General features: G+C 54.9%; 14 protein-coding genes. 5 read left to right on the top strand and 9 right to left on the bottom strand.

The window, feature by feature from the left end; genetic code table 11:
* The first annotated feature begins 40 nt into the window (after positions 1–40).
* Complete coding sequence (locus AC2T6E_RS09360) at positions 41–841, top strand: mannosyl-3-phosphoglycerate phosphatase-related protein (RefSeq protein ID WP_108417544.1); 801 nt, start codon at positions 41–43, stop codon at positions 839–841.
* Here the strand turns inward: AC2T6E_RS09360 and dgcQ are convergent.
* The 3 genes from dgcQ to AC2T6E_RS09345 form a co-directional block, all read right to left on the bottom strand.
* A complete protein-coding gene (gene dgcQ, locus AC2T6E_RS09355) occupies positions 826–2,526 on the bottom strand; it encodes a cellulose biosynthesis regulator diguanylate cyclase DgcQ (protein ID WP_108417543.1) in 1,701 nt (566 codons plus the stop codon). The two genes, AC2T6E_RS09360 and dgcQ, sit on opposite strands and share 16 nt — an antisense overlap.
* Before the next feature lie 54 nt (positions 2,527–2,580).
* Entirely contained in the window at positions 2,581–2,763 is a 183-nt protein-coding gene (locus AC2T6E_RS09350) for a YodC family protein (RefSeq protein WP_010432330.1), read from the bottom strand.
* A 78-nt stretch (positions 2,764–2,841) separates the two neighbouring features.
* Positions 2,842–3,753 carry a DUF808 domain-containing protein gene (locus AC2T6E_RS09345; protein WP_010432327.1) on the bottom strand — a complete coding sequence of 304 codons (912 nt, stop codon included), beginning with the start codon at positions 3,751–3,753 and terminating at the stop codon, positions 2,842–2,844.
* A 178-nt stretch (positions 3,754–3,931) separates the two neighbouring features.
* On the opposite strand from AC2T6E_RS09345, the gene yedA reads away from it, so the two are divergent.
* On the top strand, positions 3,932–4,846 hold the full coding sequence (gene yedA / locus AC2T6E_RS09340) for a drug/metabolite exporter YedA (RefSeq protein ID WP_108417542.1): 915 nt from the start codon (positions 3,932–3,934) through the stop codon (positions 4,844–4,846).
* Here the strand turns inward: yedA and AC2T6E_RS09335 are convergent.
* The 3 genes from AC2T6E_RS09335 to AC2T6E_RS09325 all read right to left on the bottom strand — a co-directional run bounded on the left by AC2T6E_RS09335 (position 4,818) and on the right by AC2T6E_RS09325 (position 7,459).
* Entirely contained in the window at positions 4,818–5,300 is a 483-nt protein-coding gene (locus AC2T6E_RS09335; protein ID WP_108417541.1) for a very short patch repair endonuclease, read from the bottom strand. The genes yedA and AC2T6E_RS09335 overlap by 29 nt on opposite strands.
* Positions 5,281–6,696 (bottom strand): DNA cytosine methyltransferase, encoded by a 1,416-nt coding sequence (locus AC2T6E_RS09330; RefSeq protein WP_427353216.1) that lies wholly within the window; start codon positions 6,694–6,696, stop codon positions 5,281–5,283. The genes AC2T6E_RS09335 and AC2T6E_RS09330 overlap by 20 nt, the downstream gene beginning before the upstream one ends.
* 61 nt (positions 6,697–6,757) lie before the next feature.
* On the bottom strand, positions 6,758–7,459 hold the full coding sequence (locus tag AC2T6E_RS09325) for a phosphohydrolase (RefSeq protein ID WP_348552791.1): 702 nt from the start codon (positions 7,457–7,459) through the stop codon (positions 6,758–6,760).
* Positions 7,460–7,744: 285 nt separating this feature from the next.
* Between AC2T6E_RS09325 and ompC the strand changes: the two genes are divergently transcribed.
* On the top strand, positions 7,745–8,932 hold the full coding sequence (ompC, locus tag AC2T6E_RS09320; protein WP_108417538.1) for a porin OmpC: 1,188 nt from the start codon (positions 7,745–7,747) through the stop codon (positions 8,930–8,932).
* Between the two features lie 56 nt (positions 8,933–8,988).
* Here ompC and AC2T6E_RS09315 read toward each other — a convergent pair whose 3' ends face one another.
* A complete protein-coding gene (locus tag AC2T6E_RS09315; RefSeq protein ID WP_486691453.1) occupies positions 8,989–9,852 on the bottom strand; it encodes an N-acetylmuramic acid 6-phosphate etherase in 864 nt (287 codons plus the stop codon).
* A 163-nt stretch (positions 9,853–10,015) separates the two neighbouring features.
* On the opposite strand from AC2T6E_RS09315, the gene AC2T6E_RS09310 reads away from it, so the two are divergent.
* Both AC2T6E_RS09310 and dcuR read left to right on the top strand, forming a co-directional pair.
* Positions 10,016–11,632 carry a sensor histidine kinase gene (locus tag AC2T6E_RS09310; protein ID WP_010432306.1) on the top strand — a complete coding sequence of 539 codons (1,617 nt, stop codon included), beginning with the start codon at positions 10,016–10,018 and terminating at the stop codon, positions 11,630–11,632.
* Entirely contained in the window at positions 11,629–12,348 is a 720-nt protein-coding gene (gene dcuR, locus AC2T6E_RS09305) for a two-component system response regulator DcuR (protein ID WP_010432304.1), read from the top strand. The genes AC2T6E_RS09310 and dcuR overlap by 4 nt, the downstream gene beginning before the upstream one ends.
* Here the strand turns inward: dcuR and AC2T6E_RS09300 are convergent.
* Positions 12,329–13,291 carry an FAD:protein FMN transferase gene (locus tag AC2T6E_RS09300; RefSeq protein WP_348552664.1) on the bottom strand — a complete coding sequence of 321 codons (963 nt, stop codon included), beginning with the start codon at positions 13,289–13,291 and terminating at the stop codon, positions 12,329–12,331. The two genes, dcuR and AC2T6E_RS09300, sit on opposite strands and share 20 nt — an antisense overlap.
* A 94-nt stretch (positions 13,292–13,385) precedes the next feature.
* Entirely contained in the window at positions 13,386–16,166 is a 2,781-nt protein-coding gene (locus AC2T6E_RS09295; RefSeq protein WP_486691450.1) for a flavocytochrome c, read from the bottom strand.
* Positions 16,167–16,441: the final 275 nt, after the last annotated feature.

The raw sequence follows: 16,441 nt of genomic DNA, 5'->3' as shown, positions 1-16,441 counted from the left end.
ATAATCTTAGATAAGCGCGCGTCAGTCATCAGGAGCCGTTATGCCTTCGCTTCAGAATCCACTGCTGATTTTCACCGATCTGGATGGGACACTGCTGGATATTCATACCTATGACTGGCAGCCTGCCGCCGCATGGCTGGAGCGGCTACGGGATAAACAGGTCCCCGTTATCCTTTGCAGCAGCAAGACGGCGGCTGAGATGCTCGACATCCAGCAGGAGTTAGGCCTGGAAGGCCTGCCATTCATAGCGGAAAACGGGGCGGTCATTCAGCCTGATGTTCGCTGGGATCCCCCTGCCCGGCGCATCACGGGGATGTCGCACCCTACGATTCGTCACATCATCGAGCAGATCAGACTGCAAACGCACGTTAAATTCACCACCTTTGATGACGTGAATGAACGGGTAATCAGTGAATGGACCGGACTGACGCCTTCCCGTTCGCTGCTTGCGCGCAGGCATGAAGCGTCCCTGACGTTAATCTGGCGCGACAGCGATGCGCAAATGACGCGCTTTGAAGAGGCGCTGGAACCGCATGGCCTGCAGTTTGTACAGGGGGCGAGATTCTGGCACGTCCTGGACGCGCGCTGCGGCAAGGATGTGGCGGTAAAATGGCTGACTGAACAGTATTCTCTGCAGGAGCGTGTTGCGTGGACATCCCTTGGGCTGGGCGATGGTCCCAACGACGCTCCGCTGTTAGACAGCGTCGACTTTGCGGTGGTGATCAAAGGCATTAACCGCCAGGGCATTTCGCTGCAGAACGATAGCCCAGAACGGGTTTATCACACGCAGCATCCCGGCCCCGCGGGCTGGCGCGAAGGGCTCGATCACTTCTTGTTGTGATCGCGCCAGACGACGCAGTTGCGTCCCCCCTGCTTTGCTTCATACAACCGCGCATCGGCAATGGACTGCAGCTGCTCAAAATTATAGTTACCCTTCTCCTGCGCGCTGCTGACGCCCAGTGAGGCACTGATGCGCAGAGTGACGCTCTTCTTAACCAGAATCTCTTTGCTGTCGATCCGTGCGCGGATCCGCTCAGCAACATTTGCCGCTTCCTCGAGCGTCAGGCCAGGGAGCACGACACAGAACTCCTCGCCACCCACACGGCCGCCCACGTCATTGGCGCGCAGCGCACTCGCAATCAATCCTCCGGCGTGCGACAACACTTTATCCCCTGCCTGATGCCCGAAGCGGTCATTGATACCCTTGAAATGGTCCAGATCGATCTGGATGACAGACAACGGCAGGGACTGCTGCTGGCATTGCTTCGCAAGGGCATTCGCCCGTTCAAACAGCGCCCCGCGATTATTCAGGCGGGTCAGCGGATCGTGCCAGGCCTGCCACTGAAGCGAGTGTTGAAGCGTATACATATTGCTGACCATGCGCCGGATCACGAGCCAGGAGATCAGCAGCATGGCGGTGAAAAGCGCCCAGAGTAACGCCAGCACAATACTGATGCTGCCGAAATCCCCGCGAACCCCTTCATGTAGCGTATGCACGCGCAGGACAACGCCCTCAAAATGATCGAGCCGTTCCCAACTGATAAAGCGGCTACCCAGACGAATCCCACCCTCCGTGTCGGACTCGATAGCGTGAGCTATCTGCGCCAGCTCGCTTGCATCGAAGTGGTTAACCTGGCTTTCAGGTGATTCTGAGGTCGCAATCATATTGAGGCGCGTGTCGTAAAGCTGGTATTCGCCTTCTGTATGGTTGTCCATGGCCTCCACCAGCAGCTGTTTCATCGTATCAACGCTGATATCCATCGCCACCACGCCATACCAGAAATGGTCGTAATAGATCGGCACGCTGGCGGTAATAAGCCGCTTGTTCCCGATAAATGGCGACGGAGGCGAAATAAACCAGCGAACGGCACGTGCGCGGTTTTCACGCTCAGACTGCTGTGAAAACCAGGGCTGCGTGACCAGCTGATAATAGCGGGGAGAAATATCTCTCGGTTGTGCAGGCGTATCGGTCGCGATAAAGAACCCTGCGCGGGAAACATACAGCACCCGCTCCACGTTACTGCTGTGCGATGACGCCAGACGCAGGAGGTACCCGACTTCGAGGGCAGCAGAGAGTTCGTTTGCCAGGCGATCGTTATCACGGTTGAGCAGCGTGGTTTTTTCAACGAACGCATCGGACACCCCGTTGATGGGTAACGTGCGATTTTCGTCCACCGCGATTTGCCAGTTTGTGGTGTTCCGCAGGGTATTAAAACGCGTCACCGCATTGTGCAGCACACCGAATGCCAGCGGTGTTTGCAGCGCATCGCGCATGCTGTGACGGAAGAAAAGCAGTTTATCGACGTTGTACTGCAACTGCCTGTCCAGGCCATTTGCGACCGTTTCCAGATGGTTACGCTGGCTGGAGATATAGGCATCTTCCAGTACCACCACTTCACGCCAGGTGAGGAGCGTGGAAAAGACCAGGACAATAATAAAACAGAGATTAACAATCAGGCCGGGATTGCTACGCTGATGCAGCCATTGCTGAAGAGATCGTTTTACAACATAGGTATCGCGCTGCACACACACTCCCTGAATGTCACATAAAAACGCCCGGCGAACCGGGCGTTAGAGTGATTAAGCCTTCTCGCGATGTTGCCGTCCGTCCCCCGGCTGAAGCTCGTCTTCACGAAACGCTTCCCGCTTGATGCCATAACCATCATGCCACCGGCACTCCACCATACCACTGGAATAACCTGTGACAATCATACGCGGACCACCGTTCTTCGGCTTAACTTCATCACTGACCAAAAAGACCATACCCGCCTCCTGTATCAGGGTGAAACTTTTTCAATTTAGACGAGGAATGGTCTTTTTGCATCCCTGTTCGGGTAGCAATTAGTGCGAGGCTCCACGCATTTTTTCGACTGCTTTTACGGCAGCGACCACGATAGCGCCAATGATAAAGCCCAGCACCAGATTCAACAGCGTCGGCAAAATAGCGGCGACAACCGCCCCCTGCGCCGAGGCAAAATGCTCAATCGCATGGTGCAGCGGCGCAATACCGTGCACGACAATCCCGCCGCCGACGAGGAACATGGCCAGCGTACCCACGACCGATAAACTTTTCATCAGCCAGGGGGCCAGCGTCAGCAGGCTTTTACCGATACCGCGTGCTACCGCGCTCGATTTCTCCTCCAGCCAGTAGCCGATATCATCCAGCTTGACGATAAGCCCCACCAGGCCGTAAACGCCCACGGTCACCAGAATCGCAATGCCGGAAAGCACCATAACCTGATTGACCAGCGGCGCTTCTGACACAATCCCCAGCGTAATCGCCACGATTTCGGCCGAGAGAATAAAGTCAGTGCGGACGGCCCCTTTCACCTTATCTCGTTCGAACGCCAAAGGATCCTGAGCGGCCAGGGCTTCCAGCCGCTGCTGGCGCACCTCTGGCGTGTCGCTCTCCTTACGCGAGGCAAAAGAGTGCAGGACTTTCTCGACCCCCTCGAAGCACAAAAACGCGCCGCCAATCATCAGCAGCGGCGTGATGGCCCAGGGGATAAAGGCGCTGATCAACAACGCGAGCGGAACGAGGATCACCTTATTGATAAAGGACCCCTTCGCCACGCTCCATACCACCGGCAACTCCCGGTTAGCCTTTACGCCGGTGACCTGCTGCGCGTTCAGCGATAAATCATCCCCCAGTACACCGGCGGTCTTTTTGGCCGCCAGTTTTCCCATGACCGAAATGTCATCCAGCAAGGTGGCAATGTCGTCCAGTAATGTTAATAAGCTACTTCCTGCCAAAATCTCTATCCTTCTTTTTTTGCTAATTAAGTGAATAGTATGGAACAAAACCGGACACCCGGAAACAGGCAGCTGACGTCAACAAAAAATTCACATCCAGACCACAATTAAAGCACTCGCCAGGCCGATAGTTTTGGCGTTTACTATGAGCGAACTTTTTATTTCGACGTGAGGGACTATGCGTTTCCGGCAACTATTACCGCTCATTGGAGCACTTTTTTCGCTGTATATCATCTGGGGATCCACCTATTTTGTCATTCGAATCGGTGTGGAAAGCTGGCCCCCGTTGATGATGGCAGGGATCCGCTTCTTCTCTGCGGGCGTATTGTTGATAACGTTTCTGCTGCTGCGCGGCCACAAGCTTCCCCCACTCCGTCCGCTGCTCAACGCAGCACTGATTGGCTTTCTGTTGCTGGCCGTTGGGAATGGTGCCGTGACCGTGGCGGAGCACCAGAATGTACCGTCCGGGATCGCCGCCGTGGTGGTCGCCACCGTCCCGCTGTTTACCCTCTGCTTTAGCCGCCTGTTCGGTATCCGCACCCGCAAGCTGGAATGGCTGGGGATCGGCATCGGGCTGGCGGGGATCATCCTGCTCAACAGCGGTGGCAATCTGAGCGGAAACCCATGGGGTGCGCTGCTGATCATGGTCGGCTCCATGAGCTGGGCGTTTGGCTCCGTCTACGGCTCAAGGATTGAACTGCCTTCCGGCATGATGGCAGGCGCGATTGAGATGCTCGCAGCGGGTATCGTGCTGCTGATTGCCTCGACGCTGATGGGTGAGAAGCTGACAACGATGCCGGACCTGTCTGGCTTCCTGGCCGTGGGGTATCTGGCGCTCTTTGGCTCCATTATTGCCATTAACGCCTATATGTTCCTGATCCGCAATGTCTCCCCGGCCGTCGCCACCAGCTACGCCTACGTGAACCCGGTGGTCGCCGTCCTGCTCGGTACCGGTTTCGCGGGAGAAGTGTTATCGACGGTTGAATGGCTGGCGCTGGGTGTGATTGTTTTTGCGGTGGTGCTGGTAACATTGGGCAAATATTTGCTGCCTGCGAAACCGGTCGTCACGCCGTGCGAGGTGGAGAAACCTTAATCCCCTGCGTATCGATCTGCGCGGCCTCCGCGCCGCCGCAGATCCACTCTTCCAGCCGCTCTGTCAGGTCCAGGTCGCTCAATTTTAGCCTGCCGCGCAGGGCGCACTCCCACACGACTAATACCCGCCAGCCCTGAGAAAGCAGCGTCGCAATATCGCGTTTATCCCGCTCTACATTCTTGCCGATCTTCTCCAGCCAGAAATCGGTTCGCGTTGCGGGAACCTTGAACAGGTAACAGTTGTGATGGTGCCAGAAACAGCCGTGGGTAAAGATAATGCACTGATACGCGTCGAGGATAAAATCGGGACGCCCGGCGAGCGAGGCATCCTGGACGCGAAAATCAAAACCGGCCTGCGTCAGTAATTCCGCCAGCCGTTTTTCGATGGCGGTATCACGCGTACCGATGGCACGCATGTTTTTACTGCGCGTTGCTTTACTGTGTACGTCCGTCATTGACGGCCTCGCTCTGACGCAGCGCCACAGCCTGTTTAATGCGTGAGGCCAGCAGTTTCGCCACCGCCGCAAACGCGGGCACGACCACCGAGTTACCAAACTGACGGTAAGCCTGGGTGTCTGACACCGGAATACGGAAACTGTAGCCCTGCGGCGACTCAAACCCCATCAGCCGCGCACACTCACGCGGGGTTAAGCGACGTGGGCGATGACGCTGGTTCTGCGGATCGTCAAAGTCTTTTTCACCCAGCGCTTTATCCCAGCCTCTGTCGATGAGGATCTCTGCGCCATCTTTGTAATAACGCGCCGACAAGGTGCGGGTCACGCTGTCTGGATTTGTTGGGTTCACCATGCCAAAACCGAACCCATTGCCTTTGGCCTGGTGCTTTTTGGCATAGCGGTAGAGGTATTTCCACAGTACCGGCGTCAGGATAAATTTGGCGTCAACGGCTGGCTCCAGCAGATCGGCCACGCTCGTTCGGCGCGCCGGATACAGCGACGGGATATCCCGCAGGGTGAAATCGCCTTTCAGATTTAGGTCCCGGCGGAAACCTACCAGCACGATACGTTCGCGATGCTGCGGCAGGAAATATTTACCGTCGATGATTTTCGGATCGTCTGCGCCCATGTCCTGCGCATCGGCCACGTCGTAGCCCAGTTCATCCAGCGTTTGCATAATGATGCGGAAGGTTTTCCCGCCATCATGGCTTTTTAAGTTTTTAACGTTTTCCAGCACAAATATGGCCGGTCGGCGGGCATCGATAATGCGGACTACGTCAAAAAACAGCGTGCCCTGCGTATCACAGGCAAACCCGTGGGCGCGTCCCAGGGCATTTTTTTTCGACACCCCGGCGAGCGAAAAAGGCTGGCACGGGAAGCCCGCCAGCAGCACGTCGTGCTCAGGAACGGTTTGCCGAATATGCTCTGCGGCCTCTTTGTCGCTGACGCCGCTTTTGTGGCTCAGGGTCACATCGCGGATGTCAGCGTTGAAATGGTGTTCATCAGGATCGCAATACCAGTTGGCCTTATAGGTACGCACCGCGTGTTTATTCCACTCGCTGGTAAACACGCACTGCCCGCCAATGGCTTCAAAACCGTGGCGGATGCCGCCAATACCGGCAAACAGATCGATAAAGCGGAACGCATAGTCTGGATGCGCGGCGGGAGGACGCGGCAGCAGATTTTGCAGATAGCGGAACTCGCCGTCGCTCATGCGCTGCCCTGCCCTGTCGCTTATCAGCAGTCTTTTGAGTATTGCCGGGCTCCAGTGACTCTCTCCATGGGCTACCAGCTGGTTGGCAAGGGTCTTAACATCATAGATATCCAGCAGCTGCCGCAGTAATGCCTGCACGGCTGCCGTTGATTTCTCAGCCTGCGCTGGCGCGGGCTCAATCACTGATCGTATTTCCTGCATTCTCTTAACCGGGCAATAAAGACTGGGGACAGATTACCACAGTTTACCGGCTCACACTCCGACGGAAGCGGCTCAATACCTGGTCATCCAGCCCCAGGCAGTCGCCCTGCAGTTCAGCGCTCAGTTTCGCCATAAACTGGATCAGAAAATCGGCATTATGTCGGGCAAGCTCACGCCCCACGTCGGTTTGCATCGTCTCAGGTAGGCGCAGCAGCTTCGTCTGGAAGTGATCGAGGGCGAAGGCTTTGTCGTCTACATCACGGGAATCCGCAAACGGATCGCGCGCATCAAACAGTGCGACACCCAGCGCACCGGATACGGCAAAAACGCGCGCCAGACCGATAGCGCCTAAGGCTTCCAGCCGGTCGGCATCCTGGACTATTTTTGCCTCGGGACTTTGTGGCGCAATCCCGGCGCTGAAGCTGTGTGCTTCAATGGCGTGTTCAACCGCGGCATACCTGTCTGGCGGAAAATCCGGGAAATCGCGCTGCAAAATATCACGCGTTTTACGCGCAGCCAGCCGTGAGGACTGGCTGCGTTCGGGATCATTTTTCGGCAGGCTAACAATGTCGTGAAAGTAGCAGGCCGTCATTACCACCAGCGGGTCAGCGTTGTGATGAGGCATGATTTTCTGCGCCGTCATCCAGACGCGACGAAAGTGTGAAATATCATGCGCGGCGTCGTCGCATGCGTGATGTTGATCAAGCCAGGATTCGAAGCGCTGTTGCCACTGAGTGAGTTCCATCATCCTTTCCTGTTATTAAAATTAAAGGTGTATTATAACATAGCCAAATTTAATTAATTGAAAAATAGATATTCGAAATACTTAATAATAATTACCAGCTATATTTTCAATAAATTAATTCACATGAAAAATAAAGAGATTAAAAGAAATATTTTGCAATATTTTTACTAATTTAATTACATTTATTTTTGAACCAAATTACCTGGCCATAGAATAGTATCAAACACGTAATTACGGAGGGTGATTACATATATTCATATAAATTATCTTTAAAGGGAATATATAATGAAAAGAAAAGTTCTGGCAATTCTTGTACCCGCATTATTAATGTCTGGCGCAGCAAACGCAGCTGAGATGTACAACAAAGACGGCAACAAAGTCGATCTGTACGGTAAAGTCGATGCACGTCATACCTTCTCTGACCACGCTGGCGACGACGGCGATGAAACCTACGTGCAGATTGGTTTCAAAGGCGAATCACAGATTACCAACGACCTGACGGGTTATGGCCAGTGGGAATATAAAACCTACGCTAACGATACCGAAGGCGCTGGTGATAAATCATTTAACCGTCTGGCTTACGCTGGCCTGAAATACGCTGAATTCGGTTCATTTGATTACGGCCGTAATTACGGCGTCGTGTATGACGTTGAAGCCTGGACCGATATGCTGCCAGTATTCGGTGGCGATTCTTACACCTGGACCGATAACTTTATGAATGGCCGCGCTAACGGTCTGGCAACCTACCGTAATTCAGGTTTCTTCGGCCTGGTTGATGGTCTGAATTTTGCGCTGCAGTATCAGGGCAATAATGAAGGCGGTCCACACGAAGATCAAAATGGTAATAATATCGATGTTCAGGAAGGCACCAAAAACGGTCATGAAGATGTACGTTTCCAGAACGGCGACGGCTTCGGTATGTCCACCTCCTATGACTTCGACTTTGGTCTGAGTCTGGGTGCTGCATACTCTTCCTCTGACCGCACCAACGAGCAGGTTGCTTATGGCGCAGGCAGCTACAACCGCTTCAGCAAATATGCTGGCGGCGAACGTGCGGAAGCCTGGACCATCGGCGCGAAATACGATGCTAATGATGTTTACCTGGCGATGATGTATGCCGAAACCCGTAACATGACGCCATACGGCAGTGACGGTATCGCCAACAAAACTCAGAACTTTGAAGCCGTAGCACAGTACCAGTTCGACTTCGGCCTGCGTCCATCCCTGGCATGGGTATACTCTAAGGGCGTTGATCTGGGTGGTAACGACTATCACCCTGGCAATGGCTATGATTATGTTGACCAGGATCTGGTTAACTACATCGACCTGGGCATGACCTACACCTTCAACAAAAACTTCTCCACCTATGTTGATTATAAAATCAACCTGCTGGACGAAGATGACGCGTTCTACAACGACAACGGCATCGCGACCGACGACATCGTTGGCGTAGGCATGACCTACCAGTTCTAATCCCCAGAAATACTCAAGCCCGCATTCGCGGGCTTTTTTTATGCAACGGTGAAATGCTATGGCGCTTCCTGCAACGCCACGCGAATAAACCCGTTATTCTGCGCCAGCAGTTCATGCGCCTTCCAGGCATCCAGCCCCGTCAGTACCATCAACACCGCCGTTTTGCAGTTGTGGTTACAGCTCTCCAGCGCCGCCTTCGCTTCAGCCCGGGTGCATCCGCCCGCTTCCATCACTATCGCGATTTGCCGCTCAGACCATTTGGTGCTGGTTGCCTCCAGATCCACGCGCAGGTTGCTGTAGACGCGCCCGGACCTCACCGCCAGCCCTGTGGTCACCATATTGAGGATCATTTTTTGCGCAATCCCCGCTTTGGCATTGGCGTGTCCCGCCACCACGTCAGGCCCCAGTTCAGGCGCAATCACCATACTCGCTAACTGTGCCGCCTCGCTTTGCGCATCACCTGTCATCACCGCGACCGGTGAACCCAGCGACCATGCATGTCGCATGGCCCCCCATACCCACGGTGTTTTTCCGCTGACGGTTACCGCCAGCATCATGTCGTGCTCGCCAAACTTAAGCGCCTGCAGGTCGGCAACGCCGCGCTCGTAGCTTGCCGCTTCAGCGTCCGTCGTAATGGCGATAACGGGATGTTTACCCGGCGCGTACTCATCAGCCGCCTGCCTTGCTATACGTCCTGAAGGCCCCGCGCCGACGAGCACCAGCCGCCCGCCATGACTGAGCGTCGCCGCAGCGTTATCCACCACGCGCGCAATCGTTGTTAAGAAAGGGGTAATAGCAGAAGAGATTTGTGCATCATCCTGGTGAATGACGTTCAGCATGTCCAGCGTGGACAATCTGTCGATATTCATCGTGCTGGCGTGCCGTCTTTCCTTGACCGAACCGGTAAACATAATGCTCATAAACAGCCTCCTTATTATGAGTACCCACACACTATAAAGTGTTTTATATAGGTCACATGAGAGGAGGGTCACGAAAAGAGGACCAAACACATGCTTTTACATGGCTTTAAGAAAAGCGCGTCATCAGCGATAATTACCTCTTTATAATCATCGCGGAGTGTTGATGAGCGATTTGCAGCCCTTCCCCCTGACGCGCAAGCGCCCTATGAAACTGAACACCCTCGTCACGTTGATGGTGTGCGCGATTATCGGTTCCGTGCTGCTGCTGGTCTTTGCGCTCTATTCTGTGCAAATCACCCGTGCGACCCGCGATGATGTCAAAGACACCGCGCTCGGCATTGCCCGCACCCTTGCGGACAGCCCTGAAGTCAAACGCGGCCTGATGCAAGCGCCCCAGGCGGATATTATTCAGCCCCTCGCCCAGGCGGTGACAAAACGTAACGATCTGCTATTTACCGTGGTCACTGACATGCGTGGGATCCGCTACTCTCACCCGAACGAAGCGCTGCTGGGGCTGCATTTTATCGGTGACGATTTAACACCCGCGCTGGAAGGTAAAGAGAATGTCTCCGTCAACCGGGGCGCGCTCGCCGAAGCGCTGCGCGTCTTTACGCCCGTCTATGACGCGCAGCAAGAGCAGATCGGCGTGGTGGTGGTCGGCATCTCCCTTAAAAAAGTTGAAGAGCAAATCACCCGCGGGCGGCTTAACGCCCTCTGGACCGTGTTATTCAGCATCTTAATGAGCTCGCTGGCGATCTGGGGCCTTGTCCGCGTGCTCAAACGCATCCTGTTTGGGCTGGAGCCGTACGAGATCTCCGCGCTGTTTGAACAACGTCAGGCGATGCTGCAGTCGCTCCGGGAAGGGGTTCTGGCGGTCGACATTCACGGCCGCGTGACGATGATTAACCACGCTGCCAGAGAGATTTTGCTCCTGCCGTCGGGCAAACAGACCGAAAACGCCAGCGAACCGCTGCTGGCCAGCCTGCGCGACGTGTCGAAAACCGGGGTGGCGCGTCAGGATCAGGAGATCAGCTGCAACGGACGGTTGCTGCTCTGTAATATGGTGCCCGTTAAAAGTCAGAATCGGGTGATCGGGGCGATCAGCACCTTCCGCGATAAAACGGAAATCAGCCAGCTGATGCAGCGCATCGATGGGATGGTCAACTACGTTGATGCCCTGCGCGCCCACACCCATGAATTTATGAATAAACTGCACGTGATCCTGGGCCTGCTGAATATTAAGCGCTATGACAAACTGGAGGAGTACATCCTCCAGACGGCGCATAATTACCAGACGGACATTGGCACCATCCAGAGCAAAGTCAAATCACCGGTTATCGCAGGCTTTTTGCTGGGTAAAATTCACCGTGCCAAAGAAGCGGGCATCACGCTCACGCTGGCAGATGAGTGCCAGATACCGGATACCGCCAATGAAGAGCAGGTTGCGGTGCTGGTCACCGTGCTCGGTAATTTAATTGAAAACGCACTGGACGCAATGGAAGGCCAGCCGGAAGGCGAAATCACTCTGCTGTTACACTATCAAAATGGCTGGCTCAGCTGTGAAGTCAGCGACGATGGCCCCGGTATCGATCCGGTTCAGCTGGAGGCTATTTTTACGAAGGGCTTCTCAACAAAAGGTGAAAACCGGGGCGTTGGGCTGTTCCTTGCGCGTCAGCAAATCCAGAATCTGGGCGGCGATATCACCGTCGAATCTGAGCCTGGCGTATTTACCCAATTTTTTGTTCACATCCCCTGGGATAGCGAGAGGAATATCGCGTGATAAATGTATTAATTGTCGATGATGACGCCATGGTAGCCGACCTCAACCGTCTGTACGTTAACCGTGTTGAAGGCTTTAGCTGCTGCGGCGTCGCCTCCACGCTCAACCAGGCCGAGGCCATTATCAATAACCCGAACCAGCCCGTCGATCTGGTGCTGCTGGATGTCTACATGCAGCAGGATAACGGGCTCGATCTCCTGCCGATCATCCGTGCGTCAGGCCGTCCGATTGATGTGATTATGATCTCGTCAGCGTCCGATGCGACCACTATCCAGACCTCCATGCATTACGGGGTTGTGGATTACCTGATCAAACCCTTCCAGTTCCCGCGTTTTGAAGAGGCGCTGAACGGCTGGAAGGCAAAGCACAGCCTGATGGGATCCCACCAGTATTATGAGCAGGCGGACGTGGACAGACTGATCCACGGCGGTGCGCCGGAACTCGCCGACAGCAAGAAATTGCCGAAAGGGTTAACGCCGCAAACGCTGCGCACGATTTGCCAGTGGATCGACGCACACCCGGAGATGGAGTTTTCCACCGATGACCTGGCGAACGCGGTCAATATTTCGCGGGTGTCTTGCCGTAAGTATTTAATCTGGCTGGCGCAAATCAACATTCTGTTCACCAGCATTCACTACGGCGCGACCGGGCGTCCGGTGTATCGCTACCGGCTGCAGCCGGAGCAAACGGGGTTACTCAAACAGTATTGTCAGTAACGCGATAGCCGTTATCCATCAGCGTGAAGCGGAAGTGGTGCATCGAGGAGATCACCACTTCTTTTGTTTTGGTCACAAAAATCGCTTCAATATCAGGACGAGCGCGCAGCGCAGCGCAGCCCTTTTCAACGCCCATGCCGTACATCAGCGTGGTCCAGATATCGCCGTCAATGGAATCTTTCGACACGATGGTGACGCTATCCAGCTCGTTATCCAGCGGATACCCGGTACGCGGGTCGAGAATATGGTGATAGCGCCTGCCGTTTTGTTCGAAGTAGCGCTCGTACGTTCCCGAGGTCACGACGGATCGGTTCTCTACCGCCATCGCGCCAATCAGCGCATCACCGGCGAACGGTTTTTTCAACCCGACGCTCCAGCCCCCTTCCGGTGAGCCTAACGTCTGGATGTTTCCGCCGAGGTTGATCAGCCCCAGCCCGGCGCCCTCTTTGTGCAGATAATCCCGTACCCTGTCGGCGATATAGCCTTTCGCAATGGCCCCCAGGTCGATCTCCATTCCCGCTTTCAGCAGAAAGACGCTGCTGTCCGGTTCATTCAGCACCACATCCGCAGGATCGGTTATGCCCAGCAGTGCCGAAATTTCATCGGCAGGCGGAACGCTATCGCCCTGAAAGCCAATTTTCCAGCGTTTCACCAGCGGGCCGATGGCCAGGTTAAACGCGCTGTCTTTAAGCACGCTTGCCGCTTTCGCACAGCGAATCAGCTCAAACACCGGACGGCTGACGGCAACCGGATGCTGACCGGCCGCATGGTTGATATCCATCACCTGCGAATGCGCACGGTTAACGGTAAGCAGGTCTTCGTACTGTTTGATCAGGCGAAATACGCGGGACGCGAGGACTTCGTCATGGGAAAAGAGTTTGAGGAGGATGGGCGATCCCATCAGGACGGCGGAATAACTGTAAACGCGATGGTCATCAGGCATAGCATGAGTCCTCAGATGTAGCCCCGGCAAGCACCGCGCCGCCGGGGAAAATGCCGGATAACGCTGCGCGTATCCGGCATACAACACAGGGGTCTTACTGCTTTTTCGAACGCATAGCCGCCTGATGTCCTGCAAGCGTACCAAAAATAATGATATCTGCCACTGCGTTACCGCCGATACGGTTACCGCCGTGGATCCCGCCGACCACTTCACCGGCCGCAAACGCCCCTGGCAGCACGTTGTGGTTGCTGTCCAGTACGCAGGTTTCGGTGTTAATGGTCACGCCGCCCATGGTGTGGTGCACGCCCGGCGCAATCTGAATGGCGTAGAACGGCCCTTCATTGATTGGCGCACGCAGCGCGGTGGTACGGCCAAAATCATCATCGTGCTGTTTTTCAACGAAACCGTTGTAACGTTCCAGGGTCGCCAGGAAAGCGTGGTGATCCATGCCCAGCGCCTCGGCCAGGGCTTTTGGCGAGCTGGCGCTGGTCACGAAACCTTTCGCGATGTACTCATCCGCCGCTTTATTTTTCGTGCGGACATGCTCATCAAAGACGATGTAGGCATATTTCTCCGGCAGGGCGATGATTGACGCCGAGACTTTATCGCGGGTCGACATTTCGTTGTAGAAGCGCTCCCCTTTCTGGTTCACCAGAATCGCCCCGCCGCCGCGAATAGATTCAGAAATCAGGTACGACGTTTTCTGCTCAACGGTTGGGTGGATCTGAATTTCGCCCATATCCACGGTGCCTGCACCGATACGTTCCAGCAGCGCGATGCCGCCACCCGTTGCCCCTTTATGGTTGGTGGTGACGAACCCTTCCAGATCCGGACGGTATTTCACAACCATCTGGCTGTTGGCGCTGAAACCGCCCGTCGCCACAATCACGCTTTTGGTGGCTACGGTGAGCGTTTCGTTCTCTTCGGTAGTCAGGCGCACGCCGGTCACTTCACCGTTCTCGAAGATAATGTCGCTGACGGAGGTATCCAGCATCACGTCGATGTTGCGTTTGTTGACGTTACGCACCAGGCCGCTGATCAGGTAACCCCCGACCGCAGAGCCGTCTTTTGGACGGTGCGTACGGTCGATGCTCATCCCGCCGGTGGTGGTGATGTCGTTAAGCATAATGCCGCGCGTTGCCAGCCACTCGATGGCTTCTGGCGCATTTTCCACAAAGCGACGCAGCAGTTCCGGATTGTTCTTGTTACCGCCGCCTTTCAGGCTTTCCTGGTAGAACAGCTCTTTGCTGTCCTGAATGCCTTTCACGCGCTGGAAACGGGTTTCAGCGGCGTTCATCCCGGCAGAGGCTTTGATGGTGTTCCCGCCGATGGTGGGCATTTTCTCGACGATCAGTACGCTTGCGCCTTCGTCGTGAGCCTGAATCGCTGCCGCCAGACCTGCGCCGCCGCTACCGATCACCACCACGTCCACACATTTACTTTCGTTCGGGTCAACGCCCTCTTCTGCCGCCAGCGCTTTGCTGGATTTCAGCATCGCTTTGGATACGGCTTTCTTCACCGCTTCGCTCTGGCTGGTTGCGCCGGTGATGGCATCCACGTGCGGAGTGTTAGCGTCCAGAATGCGGGTACGGATCTCTTCAAAGCTGGTCACAAACTCAACGTCTTCACTCGGGCCAGACGCGAGCTCGATGTCTGCAATGCGGTCGGTTTCGAGGCTGACGTTAATCACCAGCTCGCTGGCGTCGTCCTGCACTTTCTCAGTGAAGGTGCCCGGTTTGAATTTAGATTCGCCCATGCTCATGTCGCGGATCATCGCTTCCACCAGCGAGAAGCGCCACAGCGGTTCAGGGATGCTCAGCGCCTCGCGCTGGGTGCTGTCCATAAACAGCTCAAGGCTTTCGCCCGCTGCGATGCGGTCGGTCCAGTCAGGGTACGCAATGGTCGCACGACCAACGGCAATCAGATCGTAACCATGGTCAAGCGCTTCATTGACGTCAGCGGCATTCACCACGCCGCCCACGCCCATGACCGGAACCTGCGCCAGCGTGTCAGAACGCATCGCGCAGTATTTTTCGATAAGCGGCGTTGGGTCCTGGGTGTCGACAATGGAAGGACGCAGGGTCGCGCCGACGGAGAAGTGCAGATAATCCACGCCGCGCGCCGCCAGTTTTTCCAGCAGGTACATGGTGTCGTCAAAGCGAATGCCGGGGACTTCCATCTCTTCCGGCGAGAAGCGATAGCCAATAATGAACGCGTCGTCCGCGTACTGGCGCACCATTTTGTGGGTGATATCCAGAATCGCCAGCGGGAATTTCGCGCGGTTATCGCGGCTGCCGCCCCACTCGTCGTCGCGCTGGTTTGAATTCGGTGAGTAGAACTGCTGAATCAGATAGGTGTTTGCCCCGTGGATCTCCACACCGTCGAAACCAGCCTGAATGGCGCGGCGCACGGCTTCACCAAACTTACCGATCATGCCTTCCACTTCTGCAGCGGTCAGGGCAACCGGCGTTGCGGCACCTTCACGCGGCGCGGCAACGGCGCTTGGGCCAACCGGCGTGCGGCCACCGATCAGTTTTGGGTCGACCATGCGGCCGCCGTGGTAGATCTGCAGCAGGGCTTTAGAGCCTTTAGATTTAATCGCCTCCGCGATTTTCGCCAGCCCGGCGATTTTTTCGTCGTTATCGATGCCGATTGCGCCCGGGAAGGCAAGGCCGAGATCGTCAACAAAACAGCACTCGACAATAATGGTCCCGATGCTGCCAGAACGCGCCCGATAGTACTCCACCAGCTCGCTGGTGACCGTGCCATCATAGTAGCCCGTGCAGGTTGTCATGGGTGCCATTAACAAACGGTTTTTCAGTTCAGTGCCATTCGGTAATGTGAAGGGGCTTAGAATACGTTCGTTAGTGCTCATAATAAAACTCCAAACTTTAAAAATTAAGAATTCGTTATCGGGCTCAGTTTTATTTCGCGTTTTTATGCCGATGTCATGATAGTAATATAATGATTTTTTTAGCTTCTAAAGTTATTACGTTAGTTAAAAAACTATTTAATCCCTTCGATAACATTAATAACACATTGGTGTTAGCAACAATAATTCACCCGTTCACAATAATTTAAAATTCGTTAAAATAACAATGGTCTTACCATAGAGCCAATAACAATATAAAACGAATAATATCAACAAGT

Source organism: Enterobacter sp. B79-1 (assembly GCF_057444735.1).
Note: the sequence above shows the minus strand (reverse complement) of the source record. Positions and strands in the feature narration are given on the sequence as shown.